Source organism: Mucilaginibacter sp. (assembly GCF_039207105.1).
In the GTDB taxonomy this organism is placed as follows: Bacteria; Bacteroidota; Bacteroidia; order Sphingobacteriales; family Sphingobacteriaceae; genus Mucilaginibacter.
In genome coordinates this window covers 1-23616 of record NZ_JBCECK010000080.1, presented here as the reverse complement: position 1 = coordinate 23616, position 23616 = coordinate 1, and the positions used below count along the sequence as shown (strand labels likewise).

The following is a 23616-nucleotide window of genomic DNA, read 5'->3' as shown; positions in this document are numbered from 1 at the left end:
TGGTTACCACTATAACAGAGGGCGTTAAGGTTTCCATAGAAACCATTTATCAGCCAGAGTATTCGAATCCGGCTAACGATCATTTCATGTTTGCTTATAAGGTAAATATCGAAAATATGAGCAATTACGCTATACAACTCATTAGCAGGCATTGGTATATTTTTGATTCAAATGGTGCAAAGCGTGAAGTGGAAGGCGAGGGAGTAGTGGGCCAGCAGCCGGTGATTGAACCAGGTCATGCCCATGAATATGTATCTGGTTGTAACCTGAAAACAGATATGGGCAGCATGAAAGGCGAATACCAAATGACCCGCCTGCTTGACAATGCCAGCTTTAACGTACAGATTCCGGAATTTTATCTGATAGCTCCTTACAGGATGAATTAAAGGAATTAGATTCAAGAGATTAGAATCAAGAAATAAGAAAAATACTTAAAAGCCCGGATAAATTAATTATCCGGGCTTTTGCTTTTAAAATTATTTAATTAAGCGTTTCCGTCTTGTTTCTTGATTCTAATATCTTGGCTCTATATCTAATTGCGTCTGTTAAACAGGAACGAAGCATAATATACCAGTGAAGCCAGTGCGCTTAATGCGGCAACCACATAGGTCATAGCAGCCCACCACAGGGCATCTTTGGCTTGTTCATGTTCCTGCGTGGTTTGCATGATGCTGTAATTATTATCGAGCCAGGCCAATGCTCTGCGGCTGGCATCAAACTCAACAGGTAGCGTTATAAAGCTAAAAAAAGTAACCAACGCCAGCGCGGCAACCCCAATGGCCAATACAAATGGGCTATTGGCAAAAAACAGCAACATAATACCTATAAACAGCGTCCATTGGGTTAGGGTAGACGCCACATTAATAATAGGCACCATAGCCGATCGGAAACTTAACCAGCCATAAGCTTGGGCATGTTGTACGGCATGTCCGCACTCGTGTGCGGCAACAGCTGCCGCAGCTATGCTACGGCTGTGATAAACATCCGGGCTTAAATTAACTGTTTTGGTTTCGGGGTTATAGTGGTCTGTAAGCTGCCCCTCAACAGATAATACTTGTACATCAAAAATACCGTGGGCGCGCAGCATCTTCACAGCTACCTCCTGACCAGATAAGCCAGAGAGCAATGCCACCTCCGAGTATTGTTTAAATTTATTTCTGAAACGCCACTGTACTATAAAACTCACCAGGGCAATAGCAATCATCAGGAACCAGGCAGAGTTGTATCCAATATATCCCGTAATTAATGATAAGTGATTCATTTTAATCGTGAAATTTGTTAATGTGTTTATAAACGTAATAATCGCTATTCAAAAAGTATTCCGATTTAAGTTAAAATAAATAAAAATGTGTTGAAAATCGCAGTTTCTAAATGCTGTTTTCATGCCGTAAATTTTTAATGAATTAGGAGTGCTTTTCAATTTTTACATTTGATTTTATATGGAACCATCATTTTCCTATTGGGAGCGTACCGCCTTTATTGTCCATGCCGATGTAATTGTTATAGGTAGTGGCCTCGTTGGCTTGAGTGCTGCCCTGCATCTTAAAAAGCAACAGCCAAACTTAAAGGTGTTGGTTTTGGAGCGTGGCTTTTTACCATCGGGTGCCAGTACTAAAAACGCTGGTTTCGCGTGTTTTGGTACAGTTTCTGAACAAATTTCCACAATAAATCAATCTTCGGAAGAAGAAGCTATGAGCCTGGTTGCCTACAAATGGCGAGGCCTGCAGCGGCTAAGGGAAAACCTTGGTGATAACAATATTGAATATTATCAACACGGAGGCCACGAGCTGTTTTTTCAGGATGAAACGGATGTAGCAAAGAACTGCATCAACCAGATAGATCATCTGAATAAACTATTACAGCAGGCTATCGGCAAACCTGACATTTATGCAGTAGCCAATGCTAAAATTGCAGATTTTGGCTTTAAAAACGTAAGTCAAATTATATACAACCCCTATGAGGGACAGTTACATACCGGTAAAATGATGCATACCTTATTATATAAGGTATATGACGCGGGTGTACTGGTATTAAACAACTGTGCTATTGAGCGGATTGAACACGAAGAAAACTATATTGTACTCCATACCTCACAAGGAGATTTTAAAACTAACAAAGTGATTCTGGCTACCAATGCCTTTGCCAATCAGCTATATCCGGAACTTAGGGTGATCCCCGGCAGGGGGCAGGTGTTAGTAACAAAACCAATAGCCGGGTTAAAATTAAAGGGCACTTACCACTTTAATGAGGGTTATTACTATTTCAGAAATATTGATAACCGGGTACTGTTTGGAGGAGGGCGCAATCTGGATTATAAAGCTGAGGAAACCTGGGATTTTGGCCATACCGATACTGTTAAACAGAAACTCATCAATTATCTTCATGAAATTATATTACCTGGCCGAAATCCTGAAATAGATTATTGGTGGAGCGGTATCATGGGTTTTGGCGATGAAATTACACCCATAGTAAAGCAAGTGCAGCCCAACATATTTTGCGCAGTACGCTGCAATGGCATGGGCGTGGCTATGGGTAGCCTGGTGGGTGAAGAAGTAGCCGAACTTTCGCTGAACACTTAATTCTCTTGTATTACCTTATTTAATTTTCAGCTATTAAGTCTTAATTTCTCAATACTTACATTTCTGTTAGTACCATACAATTTTATCAGTACTTACAAATGTAAGTATTGCACCATAACTTTGTACTTTCATTAAAACGATAGATTATGGAAACACTCAAAAATAAAGTGGCTTTTGTTACAGGTGGAAGCCGTGGCATGGGCGCCGCTATAGTTAAACAACTGGCCCGTGAAGGAGCAATTGTAGCTTTTACTTATGTAAACGGAAAGGAAAAAGCCGATGCTTTAGTAAAGGAACTGACTGATGAAAACTTAAATGCTTTTGCTATTCAGGCAAATAATGCTGTTGAAGGTGAAGTAACCGCAGCATTAACGCAAACGCTTGAAAAATTTGGTAAACTGGATATTCTGGTTAACAGTGCCGGGGTTTATCTGGGTAAACCCATTGCAGAACATACAATGGCCGATTACCACCTGTTGATAGATGTACATGTAACGGCTGTGATAGAAAGTGTTTTGTTTGCAGCAAAACACATGGCCGATCATGGCAGGATCATCAATATTGGCAGTAATATGGCCGATAGACTTGCATTTACCGGAGGAACTTTGTATGCGATGAGCAAATCTGCATTGATTGGACTTAACCGGGGGCTGGCCAGAGATCTGGGGCCTAAGGGAATTACAGTTAACCTGATACAGCCGGGCCCTACAGATACGGATATGAACCCTGCAGACGGCGGACATTCAGATTATGCCAGGGGAATGATGGCTATACCGAAATATGGTCACGTTCAGCAAATAGCCGATATGGTATCTTTCTTGGCTAACCCGGCAGCCAGTTATACTACTGGCTCCATCTTTACTATTGATGGCGGAACCAACTGTTAATTTAGATAGGTAATATACTTAAAATAGCTCCACCAGTCTCTCCAAAGCCATCCCGCGTGAACCTTTGATGAGGATGGTGGAGTTTTTTATAGGATTTGCTTTTAGGCCGGCAATCGCATCTTCGGCGGTTGGATAGAAAGTAGCAGCTGAGTTGTTTGGCTTTTGACCTTCAAAATCTTTCCCGATGAAAATGCGTTCATCAACTGTGGTGTCCAAAGCCTTTTGAATAACGGAGGCATGCTCCACAGCCGATTCCTCGCCCATTTCAAACATATCGCCCAAAATGAGGACTTTACGTTTTGCATCTATCTTGCCAATGTTTTCAATGGCTACGGCCATGCTGCTCGGGTTGGCATTATAATAGTCGCAAATGAGGGTATTAGTTGCCGTTTGTACAATTTGCGAGCGGTTATTTTTGGGCTGATATCCTTCGATACCGGCATTGATCTCGGCTGCGGTAACATTCAGATAAGTACCTATGCTGATGGCTGCCAATATATTGCTCAGGTTGTATGCACCGGTCAATTGTGTTTTTACGTTGTAGGTATCGCCGGTTTTATTGTTAGTCCATTCAAGGGTAAGCAAAGGATCGTTCTCTATGATCTGGCCGCTAATGAGGGTTTTGCTTTTATCGTTCCCGTAATAAACTACGTTGATTAGATTGCGGGCGGCGGCCATTTCGGTTAATGTGGCATCATCGCTGTTTACAAATGCAGTGGGCTGGTCGCCGGCATTTTGTAAGTAATCGTACAATTCGCCTTTGCCCTTTTTTACACCTTCAACACCGCCAAAGCCTTCCAGGTGGGCCTTACCCACATTGGTGATCATGCCGTGCGATGGCTGTGAGATACTACAAAGCAATTCTATTTCTTTTTGATGATTAGCGCCCATTTCAATAACTGCCGCCTCATGAGTATTATCAATGGTTAGTATAGTAAGCGGCACACCAATATGGTTATTTAAATTACCCTGCGTAGCCTGGGTTTTAAAATGCTGTGATAATACCGCGTTAATGAGCTCTTTGGTAGTGGTTTTACCATTGGTACCTGTAAGTCCAATAACCGGGATATGTAGCTGCCGGCGATGGTGTCGGGCCAGATCTTGCAGGGTACTCAATACGTCTTTAACCAGCAGATACTGATCGCCTAACTGGTAGTCCGGGTTATCAATCACCGCGTAAGCAGCACCAGCTTCAATAGCTTTTTGCGCAAAAGTATTGGCATCAAACTTATCGCCCTTTAAGGCAAAAAATAAACTGCCCGGTGCAATTTTGCGTGTATCGGTACTGATAACGGGGTGTTGTAGATATAACTGGTAAAGTTGTTCAGTAGTAATCATTTTTTTAGTATCGAGTAGTTAGTATCAAGTATCAAGATTTTTTCTTAACTGTTGAAATTTTTTTCAAGCCGTATTATAGTTTCAAATATTGAGGCAGGTCTTGATACCTGATACTAACTACTTGATACTATAGTTCAGTTTTATTCATCCAGCTAATTACTGCCTTTATTTCTCCATAGGTGTAATCCTCACCTAAAACTTCTTTCAATGGTGTCAGGCGTTCGGCGCCATAGTTTTCTACAGCTTCTACAATAATAGGTAACTTGCTTTCTGCTACCAGTTCATTTATATCGAGCTGACCGTTTTGTATAAAATGACTCAAATGACTCTCGATAGTGGTTGCGGCCAGGCCTCTTTCAGCAGCTATTTCCGCTATATTCTTGCCTTGCTGATACAGGTTGAAAGTTTCTGTACGGGTATCGGTGCCACTGCGAGGCACCCGTGCTTTTTCTGTTTTGATTTTACGCTCTCTTTTGGGCGATTTATAGGCAATTTTTGATTCCAGACCTTTTTCCTTACTGTAATCTTTAACCGGTTGCAGTAACTCACGTCCGTAGCGAGCCAGTTTAATATCGCCAAAACCTGATATTAATCTTAGCTCATCTAAACTTTGCGGCAGATAAGTGGCCATTTCGAGTAGTGTAGCGTCGGATACAATAATATAGGCAGGTACATTTTCCTGTTCCGCGATATTGCGGCGAACATTTTTCAGCCTGTTTAACAATTCGGCCTCATGTGGCGGGGCGGCTTCGGTATGATGATCTTCGGTGGTTTGGGTTTCAATAAACTCAACCTTTTGCAGGCCTTTGAGCACCAGAGCGCTTTGGTCTGTTAGTTTTAAAACCGGGTAGCCATCATCAGTTACTTGCAGGTAATTCATGGTGATCAGTTCGCGGATGTAACGCTGCCAGTCGGCTTTGCTGATATCGGCACCAATACCATAGGTTTTGATCAGCTTATGTTCGTCGCGGATCTTCTCGTTTTTTGATCCCCGTAAAAAATCGATCACGTAATTAACACCGAAGCGTTCGTTTAACCGGGATACAGCCGATAAAGCCTTTTGGGCTATCAGTGTACCATCAAAACGTTTAAACTCAGTAAGGCAAACATCGCACGAACCACAGTTGGGAGGAAAAGCTTCATCGAAATAATGCATGAGGTATTGCCTGCGACAGCTTTGCAGCTGGCAGTACTTCACCATATCGTTCAGTTTATTGAGCATGATACGGCTTTGCTCTTCGTTACCCTCAATGCGGGCAAAGTGCTGCAACTTCCCGGCATCACCTGGCGAGTAGAGAAGTAAAGCTTCCGAAGGCAAGCCATCTCTGCCCGCGCGGCCGGTTTCCTGGTAATAACCCTCAATGTTTTTAGGAAGATCAACATGTACCACATAGCGCACGTTTGATTTGTTAATGCCCATACCAAAAGCGATGGTAGCTACCATGATCTTCACATCATCGCGCAAAAAAGCTTCCTGGTTTTTGGCTTTAATCTCATTGCTCAGGCCCGCGTGGTAGGCTTCGGCGGCAAAACCAGCTTCTTTAAGATCGGCGGCCAGGTCTTCGGTTGATTTACGGGAGAGACAATAGATAATGCCGGATTCATCTGCACGCTCATTTAAGAAGCTAATGAGTTGTTTAAAACTATTCTTTTTAGGGATGACTGTGTAAGTAATATTGGCCCGGTTAAATGAGGATACAAATACAGCCGGGTGATGCAGGTTCAGCTTTTCGAGTATATCTTTTTGGGTAAGCTTATCGGCAGTAGCGGTAAGCGCAATTACCGGAACATCAGGAAATTCCCGCTTAAGCTGCGCGAGCATCAGGTACTCAGGCCTGAAATCATGTCCCCATTGCGATATACAGTGCGCTTCATCAATAGCTATCTGTACCACATTGAGCGTTTTTAAAAAAGGTACCAGTTTGTTTTCGACACCAAATAAACGCTCTGGGGCCAGGTATAACAGTTTGATCTGGTTGTTTTTTAGTTTTTCTACCAGTTGCCGTTGCTCATCGGGTGTTTGTGCCGAATTGAGGAATGCTGCCGGTATGCCGCTCACGTTCAGGCTATCCACCTGGTCTTTCATTAAAGCAATAAGCGGCGATATAACTATGGTAAGGCCATTGAGTAATACGGCTGGCAGTTGGTAGCATAGTGATTTACCTCCCCCGGTAGGCATTAGCGCCATTACATCCTGTTTGTTTAAAACATGCTGAATAATAACCTCTTGCTGATGCCTGAACGCGCTGTATCCAAAATATTTTTGCAGAGCCTGTAATGGTGTCATAAGCTTAGATGTGCCGATTTGCAGATATGCAAATGTGCGGATTATTATTTGATGTGCGGATTGTCTGAATCTGATTTTACAGAATTTTAAAACCAGCAGAATTGATTCATCTACACATCCGCACATTTTCATATCTGCACATCTATAGCACATCCGCACATTTTTTCGCATATTAGTATATCTCTTTACCGTATCCTTAATATCATGATAAAAAAGCTGTTGTTTGTTTTAATGGCTGTTGTTTCCGTATCGGCTGTTTTTGGCCAAAAAATACAATCGCCCGATGAGTTTCTGGGCTACAAGCTGGGCAGCAGGTTCACGCCCCATTACCGTATAGTTGATTATTTTAGGTACATAGCCCAGACATCAAAAAATGTAAAACTGCAGCAATTTGGTACTACAAACGAGGGCCGTCCACTGCTGGCTATGTTTATTGCATCAGACCAAAATATTGGCCGGCTGGAAGAGATCAGGCATAACAATTTACGCCTTGCCGGTATTGAAAGTGGTGCCGCCATAAGCAATGCACCTGTTATTACCTGGTTAAGCTACAATGTACATGGCAATGAACCAGCATCAAGCGAGTCGGCCATGTGGACATTGTTTGACCTGGTTGACCCTGCTAATACTACTACCAAAGCATGGCTTAAAAATATACTGGTAGTTATTGACCCTTGCCTTAACCCGGATGGTCGCGACCGTTATGTTAATTTCTATAATTCTGCACAAGGTATTGTTCCTGATGCTAACCCCGCCTCTCGTGAACATGCGGAGCCCTGGCCTGGGGGGCGAACCAATCACTACTTTTTTGACCTGAACCGTGATTGGGCCTGGCAAACACAGAAAGAAACTCAGGCACGTGTTGCCTTGTTTAGCCAATGGTTGCCCGAGGTTCATGTAGATTATCATGAACAGGGTTACAATGCTCCTTATTATTTTGCTCCGGCAGCTGAGCCCTATCATAAGGATATTACCAAATGGCAACGCGATTTTCAGGTTACCATTGGTAAAAACAATGCTAAATATTTTGATCAAAATGGCTGGATGTATTTTACCAAACAAGAGTTTGATCTGCTTTATCCATCTTATGGCGATACTTATCCCTTGTATAACGGCTCTATCGGCATGACCTATGAGCAGGGGGGCATCGGGGCCGGTCTTGCTGTTGTTACCCGGAGTGGCGATACGCTTACCCTGTCACAACGCATAGCTCACCATCACACTACCGCTTTGAGTACCCTTGAAATAACATCGGCCAACGCGCAAAGGGTTATGGCCGAGTTTAAAAAGTTTTATGATAACAACCGTACCAACCCTCCCGGCGAGTATAAAACATACATCATCAAAAATGATAATACTAATAACATTAACGCGCTGGCCAAAATGCTTACCCGTAATGGTATTCAGTATGGTTTTGGTTTGGCCAATAAAACAGTAATTGGGTATAATTACTTTACGGGTAAAAACGAACAGTACAAACCTGGGCCCAATGATATGTTAGTGAATGCGCACCAACCCAAGGCTACTTTGCTGCATGTGCTACTGGAACCTAAAACCTTTTTAACAGATTCAAATACTTATGATATTACCGCATGGGCGCTGCCGTACGCATATGGGCTAAAAGCGTATGGGGTAAAGGCATCTTTAAAACCCACTAATACGAGTATTGCTGTAGTTAAATCGCCGGCATCTGTTAATACCAATGCCTATGCTTACGCTGCAACATGGCAATCTGTTAATGACGCGAAATTTTTAGCCGCGCTGCTTAAAAAGCAGATCAATGTGCGCTATTCTGGCGATGCATTTGAGGCAGCCGGTAAAAAATTCAATCCAGGGTCATTGCTGATCACCCGTGCAGGTAACGATGTTGCTGATTTTGATAAAATAGTAACTCAAACAGCGACCGAACTTAATGAGCCGCTTGTGCCTTTATTATCCGGCTTTGTTGATAAAGGCGCCGATCTGGGATCGGACGAGATCAGGTATATTCACCGTCCGCGTGTAATGCTGGTGGCGGGCGATGGCGTAAATTCTGAAGCGATGGGCGAGGTATGGCAACTATTTGAGCAGCAATTGAATTATCCGGTTACGCTGGTAAACTATCAAAACCTGGGCCGTACCCGATTATCAGATTTTGACGTAGCAGTTTTTCCGGATGGAAACTATGATGATTTCCCTTCAGATAAATTGCAAAACTGGATCAAAGATGGAGGCCGGCTTATTGCTATAGATAATGCCGTTGCGCAGCTTGCCGATAAAAAAGGATTCGCCCTTAAAAAGAAAGAGGAAAAAAAGGATGAAAAGGCCGAAGAGAGGGAAAAAGAAAATATCAGGCTGTATGGCAACCGCAACCGTGATGCAATACGCAGCATGATACCCGGAGCCATATTTAAACTTAACCTTGATAATACCCATCCGCTGGGTTTTGGTTTGCCTAACTACTATTTTTCATTAAAGCTGAATGATGATATTTACGACCTGCTGAGCAACGAAGACGGCTGGAATGTAGGTACTATCAAAAAGAATAGCTATGTAGCAGGCTTTGCTGGTGCACAATCAAAACTCAAGATCAATAATGGTCTGCTGCTTGGTGTACAATCCCTCGGCCGCGGCTCGGTTATTTATATGGTAGATGATCCGTTGTTCCGCAGCTTTTGGGAAAATGGTAAGTTGCTGTTTAGCAATGCGGTATTTATGGTAGGGCAGTAGAGGTAGATGTGCGGATTACAGATGTGCAGATATGCAAATGATTTGTTTTTCATAAAGCATATATAAATAAAAAGACCTTACTGTAACTCGGTGAGGTCTTTTTATTTATGAATTGAATTATCTGCACATCTGTAATCCGCACATTTGCAAATCAAATAGCTGGGCTAAGGGGGGACTAATTAGCACCCTTAACTCTGCCTTTCTCAGACTCGGCGCCAGTGCGGCGTTCGCGTGATTTGATGGAACTGTTGCCAAAGTTATAAGTGAATGTAAGGCGGCCTACACGTGAATCATAATTTTGCCTGATGTCAAAATCGTTGCCTATTGCGCGACTGCTTAAATTGTTGCGACGCAGATAAAAGATATCATCAAGTGCCAGTTTAATATTAGCTTTTTTGTTGGCAAATGAGTGGCTTACCCCGGCATCAACACCGTATTGTGGTCTTATTTTATATATGCCATAGGTAAGCGGCGATTGGTAATCGCCCCTGATCTCAAACTTATAGCTGCCAAAGGTTAGTGTTTGTGTTGCTTTGATCTGCACGGTAAACTGTCCGTCGTTCAGATTACCGGTACCAACTGAATCTGATTTAAAACCCAGGTAAAAACCATTTACGTCAACATTGCCTGTCCACCATTTGGTAATAGTATATGGAGCGTTAACATTAACGCTGTAAGAATTTTGAGTTTGTAGATTAAGGTTTGTTTGATACGTTTTTTTGCTTTGGTTGTCGGTTAATATGATCTCAGTGATCACGTCGGTAGTGCGGCTGTAACCCAAACTTACGTTGATACTTTTGTTGTAAGTATAATTAAATTCAAAGTTATTGGTGTATTGCGGTTTAAGAAAGGCGTTACCCTTAGAGAAAGTATAAGGATCAAGGTAATATACAAATGGATTCAGGTTGTCATATCCCGGGCGATCAATACGACGGCTGTATGATAAACTGATCTCGTTTTTATCATTAAGTGTATGGTTAATAAATGCGCTTGGGAAAAAGTCAAGATAATCACGTTTCACCGGGGTGCTGCCTACCAGGTTCCCGTCAGATTGGGTGTATTCGGCCCTTACACCTAATTGAACAGATGTTTTTTTGAACTGTTTATTCAGGTTCAGATAGCCTGCGCTTACTTTTTCGGTATAAATAAAGCGGTTGGTGCGGGTGGTATCATTGATGTAGCTATTGCCGTCAAAAATTTGAGCCTGCAGGTCATTGTCAGTTTTAACACTGCTGAATTTTACACCGGTTTCTAATTTTACGGTTTTTGACAAAGGTTTGGTATAATCGGCTTTACCAGTGTATATAGTAATGTTTGATGGTGTTTGGTTGCGCAATAATTGCGGCGCGTGTTGCGGGCTGCCATCGGCTAAAAAGTAATGGGTATCATATTGCGCTATGGAAGTGTTTTTAAATTTGGAATAATCAAGGTCTACACTTAATTCCTGACCACTGGTATCAATTTTAAAACGGTCGTTAAGGTTAGCGGCAAAGTTTTTATAAGTCTGATCAATGGTTGATACTGTGGTTAAAGAGGAGTCGGCAACGTTTGGTACAGAGCCTATTTTGGTATTGCCGTCATTGTTATCAACTTCAGAGTTTGAATAGCCGCTTACTACAAAGCCGATAGTGTTTTTGCTGGTTACATCATAATCGGCACCTACACGGTAATTGTTATAATGATACACGTGAGGCATGCGGGTAAACTGGTTAAAATAAGTAGCCTTACCGGTGGTATCGCGTGTTGTACGGTCAATGTAGATATCCCTGGTATTTTTGTTATCGCCGCGGCTAAATGTACCAAATACGTTCAGGTTGCCCTCTTTATGATTTAAATTTAAACTGGCGTTATCTCTCCAGAAGGTAGCCTTTGCCACACCGACAGTTACACTGCCGTTTGTGCCCGATTGTGAATTTTTCTTAAGTTTGATGTTGATGATACCTGAATTACCGGCAGCATCGTATTTTGCCGACGGATTGGTAATGATCTCGATAGATTTAATAGTGTTGCCATCGGTTGTTCGTAAGAGGGTAGCCAATTGGGCCGCGCTCAGATAAGTAAGCTTATCGTTGATCATTACGGTAACGCCTTGTTTACCTTTCAGGCTGATATTGTCGTCTTTATCAACGGTAACGCCGGGAGCTTTGGCCAATATTTCAAGAGCGGTGTTGCCTGCCGCCAGTACACTGTTTTCCACATTCATAACGGTACGGTCAATCTTGCGCTCAATAAGTGGTTTGCTGGCCGTAATGGTTACTCCTTTTAATTCTGTACTGCCGGTACGCATGCTTAAGGCAGGAGCAGTTACATTAGCCGCGTTTTCGGTCACTGTAAATGGTGTACTAACAGCTTTTTGATAGCCAACCACCGTAGCTCTTACTAAATATTTACCTGCGGTGATATGATCAAATGTATAAACACCATTATCATTACTCAGGGCTCCCTTTACCAGGGTGGAGTCGGTTGCTTTAATAAGACTTACTGTAGCGTAATCCATTGGCTTACCCTGTTCATTTACCAGCGAGCCAGATACTTTTGCACCTCCGGATTTACCGGTTTGGGCGAAAGATACACTCCAGCCGATGGTTACAAGCAGTAGTGTATAAAATATTTTAGTTATTATGGTTTTCATGTTTATAGTGTTAAAAAAGTAAAGGCAATAGGCTGCCAGTAAAGAAATAAGCGTTCTTTTTAAAAGCAGTAAATAAGTTTTTAATTATTTGGGCTGTTTACGGTAGCGTGTTAGTAGTTATATGTTATAGGCTATCTTTTTATCATAATGTTGGTTTTTATATATCAAAGGTGCTAACAGAAAGCGTTTTTGAGTAATGCTTTTAGGCGAAAACTGTAAAACTTCCGGTAAACGGCCTGAAAAGACCGATGAATTTGAACTGTCTCCTATCTTTCAATGTTTATTTGACAGTAAGATGCTAATAGCGGGCAAAAGGTTACAGTCGATTTTAATTTTTAACAACTGAATGGTGTTTTTAGCTCATTTTAACAGATGGGTGCTGTTACAATGGTGAAAAGCAAAATAAGCCTGCTATATAATAGCAGGCTTATTTATTTTATAATGGTTTTCATGATTTGGGGCAGGATTTACTGACCATGATTTTGGGCAGTATCGGCAGGCAGTTGATTTTTTACCGAGTCTGGTTTAGGAGCTACCGCTACTGTATCAATTTTGCATTGCAGGCCGTCCATAGTCATCACAAAAACTGAACCTGCCGGATTGCGTGGGTTATTATTTTGATGACAATCATATAAGTTAAAGTTCATATTTCGATCAAGCTTACCGTCAATTACCAGTTTTGCATTCAACGGAACTTTCAGGGTCATGTGCAGCTCCTGTCCGCGCCACTTGGTATGATCAAGCCTTTCCAGGTTCCTGTCAAACTTTAATACCGAATCTTTTTGCAAAAAGCGGTAGGTAACATTGCGGGCATTGGTTAAGGCATCCTCATCATTACGCCCCCTTGCCGAAAATGATTGTACTAAAACGGGTTGTGACACATCGCTTTTTTCCACATCAATGCGTACATTATCCGGCGAATTCATATCATTTCCATTGAAATCATCATCTAAAATGACCATGCCGTTAAATCGTTCCTTGATGCGCAGTCGGGTGCTGTCTTCATTGGTTAAGTATTTGGCATCGTTCAGTTGCAAATAATAGGTGTTATTGGCAGTAGGTTTAACAGTAATAGTTTTACTTAAACGTGCGCCATATCTGAAATTGGCCGTTGCCTGAGCACCGTAATAAACAACTGCGCCTAAAGAGGCCAGCCAAATACATAATAAAGTTGTGCCGATAGAACGGCTAAAGGTTACGTTCTTAAACAGGAAGCCAATAGTAAGCAGTATGATGGTTATTAAAGGTATAGCGAGTAACAAGAAGCCGCCGGTTAAAAATATGAGGTTGGTATCATAGTTAACTATGTTAAATGGAAATATATGAAACACCTCCATTTTGCCAAAAGCAAGGAAAGCGATCACCACAGTAACCAGTGCAATGGCCAGACCGAAACATGTTAATAAGATAAGCGCGCATACGAGTTTTATTAATAAACTTCCGGTTCCTCGTAAAAAAGTACCAAGGTGGCCAAAAAAATCACCGGCAAAGTCACGTGCTTTATAAACAAAAGGGCGGGCCTCGTTACTGAAATTGGAAAGATTTTCCTTTACCGAGCTCATTTCTTCTTCAAAGCTCTTTTTAAATCCTTTTAAATTTTGTTTTTCGCCTTTCATAGCCATGCGGTCGGCACGGCTAATGGCTTTTGGGATCACCATCCACAGTATTACATATAATATAAGGCCGCTGCCAGCAAACGCAAATGAAATGGCAAAAGTAAGCCTGACCCAAACGGCTGGTATATCAAAGTAATTGGCAATACCAGCGGCAACACCACTAACCAGGTGATCGTCAGGGTCACGGAAAAGCCGGCGGCGTTCTGTATTGTAAGTATAAGTATTGTTGCCGGCAGCGCGTTCGTCATTTTCGGCAAATTCAAAATCTTCTACTGTACCCATCTGTTCAATTACCAGCTTTACGTCGGTTTCAACAATAACCTGTTTATTTTGAGCGGCCAGTATTTCATTAAACATTTCAGCAATGCGGTTTTCGATATCGGTGGTGATCTCCAGACTGTCGGCCGAGGTAGAGAAATGCCTCTTTACATCGGTCATGTAAAGCTTAAGTACGTCGTAAGCATCCTCTTCAATGTGAAATACGATGCCATTTATATTTATGATGATAGTTTTGTTCATGATCTGTGATTTTTAGATTTTTTTATTTTCTGTCTCCAATAGCTGTTTGAACTGCGTAAACCAGCTCCTGCCAGGTTTTGTCAAGCTGCTCTAATACAAGTTTGCCCTCTTCGGATAGTACATAATACTTTCGCGGAGGTCCCGAAACAGACTCAACCCAATTGTAAGTAAGCAGACCATTATTTTTTAACCGGGTTAGCAAAGGGTACAGAGTTCCCTCAACTACAAGCAGTTGGGCTTTTTTAAGTTCAGCAATTATGTCTGATGCATATGTTTCGCCCTTAGCTATGATGGAAAGAATGCAATACTCCAGTATGCCTTTCCTCATTTGGGTTTGTGTGTTTTCGACAATCATAATACAAAGATATATGTTAAAAACTGTATTATGCAATACATAGTACTAAAATTATTATTTTTAATGCTAAAAAGCTTCATTTTTGAAAAAAAAACAGGCTATTGGAAGATTTTTCTTGACTTTTTAATAATGTAACATTACTTTTATGATTAATTAACTATTAACTGATCTTATTATTAACAAAATGAAAAAACTTCTACTAGCAAGTTTGTGCGTTCTGTTGTTGTCCTTAACGCAGGTATTTGCACAAAACCGTACAGTTACTGGTACGGTTACGGCCCAGGAAGACGGGCTACCCCTTCCGGGAGTAACAGTAAGGGTAAAAGGAACAACAGTCGGCACCCAAACCGGCACTAATGGTAAATACACCTTAAGTGTTCCAAGCAATTCAGTACTAATTTTCAGCTTTATTGGTTACGCGCAACAGGAAATCACTGTTAACGGTGCTATTGTAAATGCTAAACTTGCTACATCAAGCAAGCAATTGGGTGAAGTTGTGGTAACCGGCGCGTTAGGCTTAACCAGAACCCGTAACCAACAATCTTACGCGGCTCAACAAGTTGCCGGCGATGAGGTAAACAAAACAAGGTCATCAAGCTTTGTAACCGGTTTATCTGGTAAGGTTGCAGGTTTAGAGATTCGCCAGAACAACGCCCTGGGTTCTTCTACAAACGTTGTATTACGTGGTGTTAAATCAATCACCGGGAATAACCAGGCGCTTTTTGTTATTGATGGTGTGCCTGTTGATAACTCTAACCTTAATACACGTGTTGACCCTAAAAAACTTGGACAGCAGGATGGTAACGGTGGTTACGATTATGGTAGCCCGGTTTCGGATATTAACCCTGATGATATAGAGTCGGTTACTATCTTGAAAGGTGCTGCAGCAAGTGCGTTATACGGATCGCGCGGTAGTAACGGTGTTATCTTGATTACCAGTAAAAAAGCTAAAAAAGGCCTGGGCATTATAGTTAACAGCAGCATTAGCCGTGGTTCTTTAGATAAATCAACTTTCCCTACATATCAGCACAGCTATGGTGCTGGTTATGGCGCTTATTATAACGACCCAACAGCCCATTTCTTTTATGGTGATGTTAACGGTGATGGCAAACCTGACCTGGTTACGCCAACAACTGAAGATGCCTCTTATGGTGCTGCTTTTGATCCAAACCTGATGGTTTATCAATGGGATGCATTTGACAAAACCTCTCCAAATTACCAAAAAGCAACGCCTTGGGTTGCTGCAAAAAATGATCCTACTTCATTTTTCGTAAACCCGATTTCAAATAACCAAAGCATCATGATTACCAATGGTACAGACGCCGGAACATTTAAATTAGGTTATACCAGAAGTGATGAAAACGGTATTGTTCCAAACAGTAATATTAAAAAGAACCAGGTTGACTTAGCCGGTACTTATAACATTACCCCTAAATTAACTGTAGGTGGTGCAGTTAACTTTTTCAACATAAACGGCCTTGGCAGACCAGGAACCGGCTATGACGGTGCAGGCGGCAGAAACGTGATGACTAACTTCAGACAGTGGTGGGAAGTGAACAATGATGTTCAGGATTTAAAGGCGGCCTATGACAGAACTCATCAAAACATTACCTGGAACTATGCTGATCCGCTTGCCGGAAACTTATCAGCTATTTTCTGGGATAACCCATACTATGTACGTTACCAGAACTATGAATCAGATACCCGTAACAGGTATTTAGGAAACGTAAATGCAACTTATAAGGCTACCGATTGGTTAACAATTACAGGCAGAACATCATTAGATTCATATACTGAATTGGATGAAGAGCGTAAAAACGTTACCAGCGTTGGTGTTCCTTACTACTCAAGAAACAACAGGTCATATACTGAAACAAACTTTGACCTGTTGGCAACTGTTGACAAAAAGCTTTCAAACTCTTTTAACCTGAAAGCTTTATTAGGTACTAACATCCGTAAACAAAATACCCAAAATATTTATGCAATTACTAATGGAGGCTTGTTTACTCCTTCGTTGTACTCTATTGCAAACTCTCTGAATGCAGCTAACGCTCCTATCGAGAATAAAGCGCTTAGAGAAGTTGACGGTATTTTTGCAGGTGCAACACTTACCTACAACAACTTCCTTACTTTAGACGGAACCATCAGAAGGGATAAATCATCAACCTTACCAGAAGCTAATAATACTTATTACTATCCATCAGGATCATTAGGTTTTGTTTTCTCTGAATTAATGAAAAAATCCTGGTTGTCATACGGAAAGTTAAGAGTTAACTATGCGCAGGTAGGTAGCGATGCTCCGGTTTACAGCGTTTTGGATAGCTATACTATCAATCCGCCAATCGGATCTATCCCGCAAGCCAACGTTAACACAACAAAAAACAATGCAAATTTAAAGCCTGAGCGTACAAGAAGTACAGAGGCTGGTTTGGAGTTAGCATTTTTTAACAACCGTTTAGGTTTTGACGGTAGCTATTATAACACCTCAACCTTTGATGAGATATTACCGGTAAACGTATCAACAGCAACTGGTTACTCTTTCAGCTACCTGAATGCCGGTACAGTTAAAAATAAAGGTGTTGAGTTATCTTTAAATGGTACTCCTGTAACCTCAAAGAACTTTAGCTGGAAAGTTACTGTAAACTTTACTAAAAACGTAAGTAAGGTAACCGAACTGTTTAAAGATGATCAAGGTCAGGAAGCTAAAAACTTACAGCTGAACAGCTATCAGGGTGGTGTTTCTATCAACGCAACATTAAACCAACCATTTGGTTTAATTCGCGGTACCGACTTTATTTATGATAAAAATGGTCAGAAAGTAGTAGGCTCAAATGGCCAATATCTGCAAAGCGGTCCTACCGAAACAATTGGTAACTCTAATGCTAAATGGCTTGGCGGTATCAATAACAGTTTCAGATATAAAAACTTCAACTTAAGTTTCCTGGTTGATATTCGGAAAGGCGGATCTGTATTTTCAACAGATATGTACTATGGTTTAGCAACTGGTCTTTACAAGGAAACAGTTTATACCAATGATTTAGGTAACCCTGTACGTAATACCTTAGCAAATGGTGGTGGTTTTATCAGACCAGGTGTAACCGAAGATGGCAAGCCTAACACTAAACGTGTAAGCGCGAGCAACTACGGAGCATTTGGATATGTTACTTTACCAGATAAGGCTTTCGTATATGATGCTGGTTATGTGAAATTGAGAGAGGCTGTTTTAGGCTACACTTTACCTGATAACGCATTATCGCACCTGGGTCCGGTTAAAGAGGTAACTTTCCAACTTATTGGTCGTAACCTTTGGATAATGCATAAAAATCTTCCTTATGCTGATCCTGAAGAAGGTTTATCATCAGGTAACCTACAAGGTTATCAGGTAGGTTCTTATCCAACAACCCGTACCATTTCACTGAATCTGAAACTACGTTTTTAATTAAAATAACGATGAAAAAAATATTTGCACTGTTTTTACTGGCGTCTGCATTTACGGCCTGTAAAAAAGATATAACGAGTCTGAATACAGACCCTAAAAACCCGGCAGTTGTGCCTTCGTATTCGTTTTTTACTTACGGACAAAGGTTAATGACCAATACCGTAACGTCATCAAACGTGAACCTGAACATATTTCGTTTGGTAGCACAGCAATGGCAGGAAACTACTTATACAGACGAAAGTAATTATGACATTACTACTCGTCCTATTCCTGATAACATCTGGAACGCTATATACAGAGATGCGCTTCAAAACATTGAGCGCTCTAAGCAATTAATCCCTACAGATGTTACCAATGCTGATGTGCAGAAAAATGAATTAGCCATTGCCGATATCATGGAAGTATATGGTTACTATTACATTTTCACCACTTTTGGTGATGCTCCTTATACTGAGGCATTAAATATCAACAAACCATTCCCAAAATTTGATGACTCTAAAACAGCTTATTATGATATGCTGGCACGTTTAGACAAGGATATTGCAGCCTTAAACACAGGTGCAGACAGCTTTGGAGCTGCTGACGTGGTTTATGGCGGTGATGTTACTAAATGGAAGAAATTTGCGGCTTCGTTTAAATTAAAAATGGCTATAACCATTGCTGATCTTGATGATGCAAAAGCAAAATCTGTTGCTCAATCTGCAGTAAATGATGGCGTTTTCACTTCTAATGACGATAACGCTTTGTTTAAATATGTAGCCAGTCCGCCAAATACTAACCCTATCTGGGTTGATCTTGTACAAAGCGCACGTCAGGATTTTGTTGCTAACAGCACAATCATGGGCTTTATGAATCCACAAACTCCACTTGCTGATCCAAGGTTGCCTTATTACTTCACCGTAAACAATCTAAAAGATAACATTTACGCAGGTGCTGATCCGGGACAAAGTGCAACTTTTAGCGCGTTTTCAAAACCATCTGGTCCGCTATTAGTAAGTTCATCAATCGGTAAAATTACCAATGCTGATTTCCCAGGCTTGTTACTTGATTATGCAGAAACTGAATTTAATTTAGCTGAAGCGGTATCAAGAGGATATATAGCAGGTACAGTTGCTGACCACTATAATAAAGGCGTAACTGCATCAATAACTTTCTGGGGTGCACAGCCGGCAGCAGCAGCAGCCTATTTAGCACAGCCAAATGTTGCTTATGCAACAGCTACAGGTGCAACTCCACTTCAGAAAATTGCACTTCAAAAATATCTTGCCCTTTATAACAGAGGTTGGGATGCATGGACTGAAGTTAGAAGATTAGATTATCCGGTATTAACAGCTCCTGAAACAGCTCAATCTGACTTTCCGGTACGCTTTACATACCCTGTTAACGAGCAGAACGTAAACGGTACTAATTATGGTAAAGCATCTGCCGCAATTGGTGGTGATAAGGTAACTACTAAACTATTCTTTGATAAACATTAATAGGAATATATAGTTCAAATAAAAAGGGTCGCTTCAATATTGAAGTGACCCTTTTTATTTGAAATTGAGCATTATTTTTTATCTACACTATATTTTCCGGGGCCAACAAATAGCAGACCGGCAAATATAAAGGCGTCTTCAATGGCGTGTACTGCTCCGGAAAATCCCTCCCCTTTACCCAAATGGGTAGCTGTGGCTATAATGAGGGTAATGCAAAGCAGTATACATACCGGGCGAAAGGCCATGCCAATGATTAGCAGAAAGCCACCAAACGTTTCGGTTACAGCAGCGAGAAAGCCCCAAACTATAGGCAAAAAATTAATCCCTATATATCTTGTAGCATATCCCGTTTCTTTCCATCCATGAACACCTCCCATAAGCATAGGGTACCCGTAGTGGATAAAGGTGATGCCCAAGCCAGTGCGAACCAGCAAAAGGCCAAAATTTTTATAATTACTTAATTTGCTCAGCAAAGCCATAGTTTTTACTTGAATTAAAATTTAACCTCTACTTGTTGTTCTTGTACTGTTAGCTGTATTTGCCTACCTAAAATTATGCTGCAATTATCGGGGATATGCCCGGCCGGGAAATCAAAACATACCGGGTAATTATATTCTTTTACTATATCCATGATAATTTCAGGTACAGTTTGGCCAAAGGGGATGTCGTTATCTTTTATCTCACTGAAGCCGCCCACAATTAAACCTTCGAGCTGTGAAAGCTTACCGGCCCGTTTCAGCTTACGCAGCATACGGTCAACGGTATATAGATATTCGCCAACATCTTCAATAAACAGGATTTTGCCGGTATAATCAAATTCAGACACTGAACCGGATACCGCCACCAGTAATGATAAATTACCGCCAACTAATACACCGCTGCTTTCGCCACTGCGGTTATGCGTGTGCGACTTAAATTCATAGCTCAATTCCTCACCAAATAATGCCTTTTTCAAAGTATTTAAAGACCGGGCAGATGCGTCGGGAATATTGATAGGCATTTGCCCATGTATACTTTGTGCCTGGTAATTGGTAAACAGGTGGGTGTGCAGTACGGTAATATCACTAAAACCAACCAGCCATTTAGGGTTTTGTGTAAAGCGTTCAAAATTAACCTTGTCAATCATCCGGATCACACCGTATCCTCCACGGGCCGCTATGATGGCTTTAATGCTATCATCGTCAATAAAGCGTTGCAGATCGCGGGCACGCAGGTCGTCATCACCGGCAAACTGGTGATAGGAAGCGGTTACCGTATCGCCCAAAACCACTTCCAGGCCCCATGATTGCAGTAATGCGATGGCATCGGTCATGGGTTGGGGAAGTTTTTTGGCAGGGCAGGTAATGGCTATTTTATCGCCTTTTTTTAAATAGGGGATAGGGTGAGCAAATGGTAGATGGGTAATCTCGGTATTGGTTGAGTGTGTATGCATATGGAATAAAAAACTTTCTGTTATTCTGACTTCCGGAACTTTCCGACTTAAATGAATTATCTTTGCAGCTTATTTATAATGCCGCATATTTCATGTCACAACTCAACAAATATAAACGTTATACCATTACATCGGCCTTGCCTTATGCCAACGGCCCCTTACATATTGGCCACCTTGCCGGGGCTTATATCCCAGGCGATATATTTGTGCGCTATTTGAGGCTTAAAAAAAAGGATGTGGTATACGTTTGCGGTTCTGATGAGCACGGTGCTGCCATTACCATCAAAGCCAAAAAAGAAAATACCACACCTCAGGCTATTATTGATAAATACCATGAGCAAATAAAAGATAGCTTTGAGCAATTTGGGATAGCCTTTGATATTTATCACCGTACCTCATCGCCTATACATCATGATCTGTCGCAGGAGTTTTTTCTGAACTTGTATGAGAAAGATGAGTTTATTGAAAAATACTCTGAGCAATATTTTGACGAAGATTTTCAGCAGTTTTTGGCTGATAGATATATCATTGGTACGTGTCCCAACTGTCACAATGAAAATGCTTATGGCGATCAGTGTGAAAGATGCGGAACCTCATTGAGTCCAACAGACCTGATCAATCCGGTATCAACCCTGAGCGGTAAAACACCTACTTTAAAGCCTACCAAGCACTGGTATTTGCCGCTTGATAAATACCAGCCTTGGCTGGAGCAATGGATTGATGCTAAAGAGGGCAGTTGGAAGACGAACGTTATGGGCCAATGTAAGTCATGGCTTAAATCGGGCTTGCAGCCACGTTCTATGACCCGCGATCTGGATTGGGGAATAGATGTACCATTGGCAGATGCTAAAGGCAAAAAGCTGTATGTGTGGATGGATGCGCCTATCGGTTATATATCCGCCACTAAACAGTGGGCTATTGACAACAATAAAGACTGGAAGCTGTATTGGAAAAAGCAGGCTGATGAGCAAGACAATGCCTGTTTAATTCATTTTATAGGTAAAGATAATATTGTATTCCACTGCATCACTTTTCCATCAATACTACATGCGCATGGCGAATATGTTTTACCACAAAACGTGCCTGCCAATGAGTTTTTAAACCTGGAGGGTGATAAGCTTTCTACCTCGCGCAACCATGCGGTTTGGCTTCATGAGTACCTGGAAGAGTTGCCAAATAAACAGGACGAACTGCGTTATGTGCTTACCTCTATATTACCCGAAACCAGCGATAGCGAGTTTACCTGGAAAGATTACCAGGCACGCATCAACAATGAGCTGGTAGCCATATTAGGCAACTTTGTGAATAGGGTAATGATACTGATGCACAAATTTTACGACGGTAAAATTGTTGCTGATACAGACAGGATTGAACTGACTGATGATAATCTGAATAAGGAGCTTGGTGGGTTTTATGATGAGATAGAGAAAAATCTGGAGGCTTACCGTTACCGCCAGGCATTGCAGGGTGTAATGGATATTGCCCGCTTGGGTAACCGTTACCTGACCGAAAAAGAGCCCTGGAAAACCATCAAAACCAACCCGGATGATGCCAAACTGGCCCTGCATAACTGTTTATTACTGATTGGACATTTAGCAACCTGTGCGCAGCCATTTTTACCTGCTACAGCTAAAAAGATCATTGAAATGCTTAACTGGCCAAATGAGGTGATCACTTTTGATCAGGAGGTGTATTTCAATAATGGGCATCAGTTAAACCCGGCTTCATTATTATTTGAAAAAATTGAGGATGAGGTAATTGAGTTTCAACTGCAAAAGTTGCAGGCTAAAAAAGTTGCCGCCGCGCCGCCAAAAGCCGCGGATGTACAACCGGCTAAAGAAAGTATTAACTACGAAACCTTTGCCACAATGGATATTCGTACAGGTACCATTTTAACGGCCGAAAAGATAGCTAAAACCAAAAAACTGCTGAAATTAACTATTGATACCGGTATTGATACACGAACTGTTGTATCCGGAATTGCCGAAAGTTATGAACCAGAAGCTATTATTGGCCAAAAGGTAAGCATTTTGGTAAACTTGGAGCCGCGCGAAATTAAAGGTATATTTTCGCAGGGCATGATCCTGATGGCCGAGAATAGTGATGGTAAACTAAGCTTTGTAGCGCCAATAGATGATTTCCATAACGGATCTGTAATACGGTAAATAAGACGCAATTTTCTGCACCATGCAGCATTCATAAAAAATTGATAAGCAGGGGTGTGATTTTTCATCTATAATTTGCACCTTTGCAAGCTGATAAATACTCTGGTTGTTTATCAGCTAAAACTGGTCCCGTAGTTCAACGGATAGAATAGGAGTTTCCTAAACTCTAGATATGAGTTC

Annotated in this window: 15 protein-coding genes; 7 read left to right on the top strand and 8 right to left on the bottom strand. The window is 41.4% G+C overall.

Features of this window, described 5'->3' with window-relative positions:
* The coding region (gene apaG, locus AAGC65_RS16120; RefSeq protein ID WP_343113489.1) for a Co2+/Mg2+ efflux protein ApaG at window positions 1-386 on the top strand (386 nt) is incomplete at its 5' end.
* Between the two features lie 146 nt (window positions 387-532).
* Here the strand turns inward: apaG and AAGC65_RS16115 are convergent.
* On the bottom strand, window positions 533-1261 hold the full coding sequence (locus AAGC65_RS16115) for a zinc metallopeptidase (RefSeq protein WP_343113488.1): 729 nt from the start codon (window positions 1259-1261) through the stop codon (window positions 533-535).
* A 178-nt stretch (window positions 1262-1439) separates the two neighbouring features.
* On the opposite strand from AAGC65_RS16115, the gene AAGC65_RS16110 reads away from it, so the two are divergent.
* Both AAGC65_RS16110 and AAGC65_RS16105 read left to right on the top strand, forming a co-directional pair.
* Window positions 1440-2579 carry an FAD-binding oxidoreductase gene (locus AAGC65_RS16110; RefSeq protein WP_343113487.1) on the top strand — a complete coding sequence of 380 codons (1140 nt, stop codon included), beginning with the start codon at window positions 1440-1442 and terminating at the stop codon, window positions 2577-2579.
* A 146-nt stretch (window positions 2580-2725) separates the two neighbouring features.
* Window positions 2726-3466, top strand: a complete 741-nt coding sequence (locus tag AAGC65_RS16105) for an SDR family oxidoreductase (RefSeq protein ID WP_343113486.1) — start codon at window positions 2726-2728, stop codon at window positions 3464-3466.
* Between the two features lie 18 nt (window positions 3467-3484).
* On the opposite strand, the gene murF is transcribed toward AAGC65_RS16105, so the two are convergent.
* Together murF and recQ are read right to left on the bottom strand one after the other, a co-directional pair.
* A complete protein-coding gene (gene murF, locus AAGC65_RS16100; protein ID WP_407940680.1) occupies window positions 3485-4804 on the bottom strand; it encodes a UDP-N-acetylmuramoyl-tripeptide--D-alanyl-D-alanine ligase in 1320 nt (439 codons plus the stop codon).
* A gap of 127 nt (window positions 4805-4931) precedes the next feature.
* Window positions 4932-7091, bottom strand: coding sequence for a DNA helicase RecQ (recQ, locus tag AAGC65_RS16095; protein ID WP_343113485.1), 2160 nt, complete (start codon window positions 7089-7091; stop codon window positions 4932-4934).
* A gap of 204 nt (window positions 7092-7295) precedes the next feature.
* Here recQ and AAGC65_RS16090 point away from each other — a divergent pair, with 204 nt between their 5' ends.
* Window positions 7296-9800, top strand: coding sequence for a M14 metallopeptidase family protein (locus AAGC65_RS16090; protein ID WP_343113484.1), 2505 nt, complete (start codon window positions 7296-7298; stop codon window positions 9798-9800).
* A 175-nt stretch (window positions 9801-9975) separates the two neighbouring features.
* On the opposite strand, the gene AAGC65_RS16085 is transcribed toward AAGC65_RS16090, so the two are convergent.
* The 3 genes from AAGC65_RS16085 to AAGC65_RS16075 all read right to left on the bottom strand — a co-directional run bounded on the left by AAGC65_RS16085 (window position 9976) and on the right by AAGC65_RS16075 (window position 14922).
* On the bottom strand, window positions 9976-12432 hold the full coding sequence (locus AAGC65_RS16085; protein WP_343113483.1) for a TonB-dependent receptor domain-containing protein: 2457 nt from the start codon (window positions 12430-12432) through the stop codon (window positions 9976-9978).
* A gap of 467 nt (window positions 12433-12899) precedes the next feature.
* A complete protein-coding gene (locus AAGC65_RS16080) occupies window positions 12900-14567 on the bottom strand; it encodes a PspC domain-containing protein (protein WP_343113482.1) in 1668 nt (555 codons plus the stop codon).
* A 22-nt stretch (window positions 14568-14589) separates the two neighbouring features.
* The gene (locus AAGC65_RS16075; protein WP_343113481.1) at window positions 14590-14922 is read right to left on the bottom strand and encodes a PadR family transcriptional regulator; all 333 of its coding nucleotides are present in this window, start codon (window positions 14920-14922) and stop codon (window positions 14590-14592) included.
* 184 nt (window positions 14923-15106) lie between these two features.
* On the opposite strand from AAGC65_RS16075, the gene AAGC65_RS16070 reads away from it, so the two are divergent.
* Both AAGC65_RS16070 and AAGC65_RS16065 read left to right on the top strand, forming a co-directional pair.
* Window positions 15107-18361 (top strand): SusC/RagA family TonB-linked outer membrane protein, encoded by a 3255-nt coding sequence (locus AAGC65_RS16070; RefSeq protein WP_343113480.1) that lies wholly within the window; start codon window positions 15107-15109, stop codon window positions 18359-18361.
* An 11-nt stretch (window positions 18362-18372) separates the two neighbouring features.
* Window positions 18373-19839 (top strand): SusD/RagB family nutrient-binding outer membrane lipoprotein, encoded by a 1467-nt coding sequence (locus tag AAGC65_RS16065; protein WP_343113479.1) that lies wholly within the window; start codon window positions 18373-18375, stop codon window positions 19837-19839.
* 71 nt (window positions 19840-19910) lie between these two features.
* Here AAGC65_RS16065 and AAGC65_RS16060 read toward each other — a convergent pair whose 3' ends face one another.
* Window positions 19911-20318, bottom strand: coding sequence for a DoxX family protein (locus AAGC65_RS16060; RefSeq protein WP_343113478.1), 408 nt, complete (start codon window positions 20316-20318; stop codon window positions 19911-19913).
* 14 nt (window positions 20319-20332) lie between these two features.
* Entirely contained in the window at window positions 20333-21271 is a 939-nt protein-coding gene (locus AAGC65_RS16055; RefSeq protein ID WP_343113477.1) for an LD-carboxypeptidase, read from the bottom strand.
* Between the two features lie 92 nt (window positions 21272-21363).
* On the opposite strand from AAGC65_RS16055, the gene metG reads away from it, so the two are divergent.
* Complete coding sequence (gene metG / locus AAGC65_RS16050) at window positions 21364-23436, top strand: methionine--tRNA ligase (RefSeq protein WP_343113476.1); 2073 nt, start codon at window positions 21364-21366, stop codon at window positions 23434-23436.
* The last annotated feature ends 180 nt before the right edge of the window (window positions 23437-23616 follow it).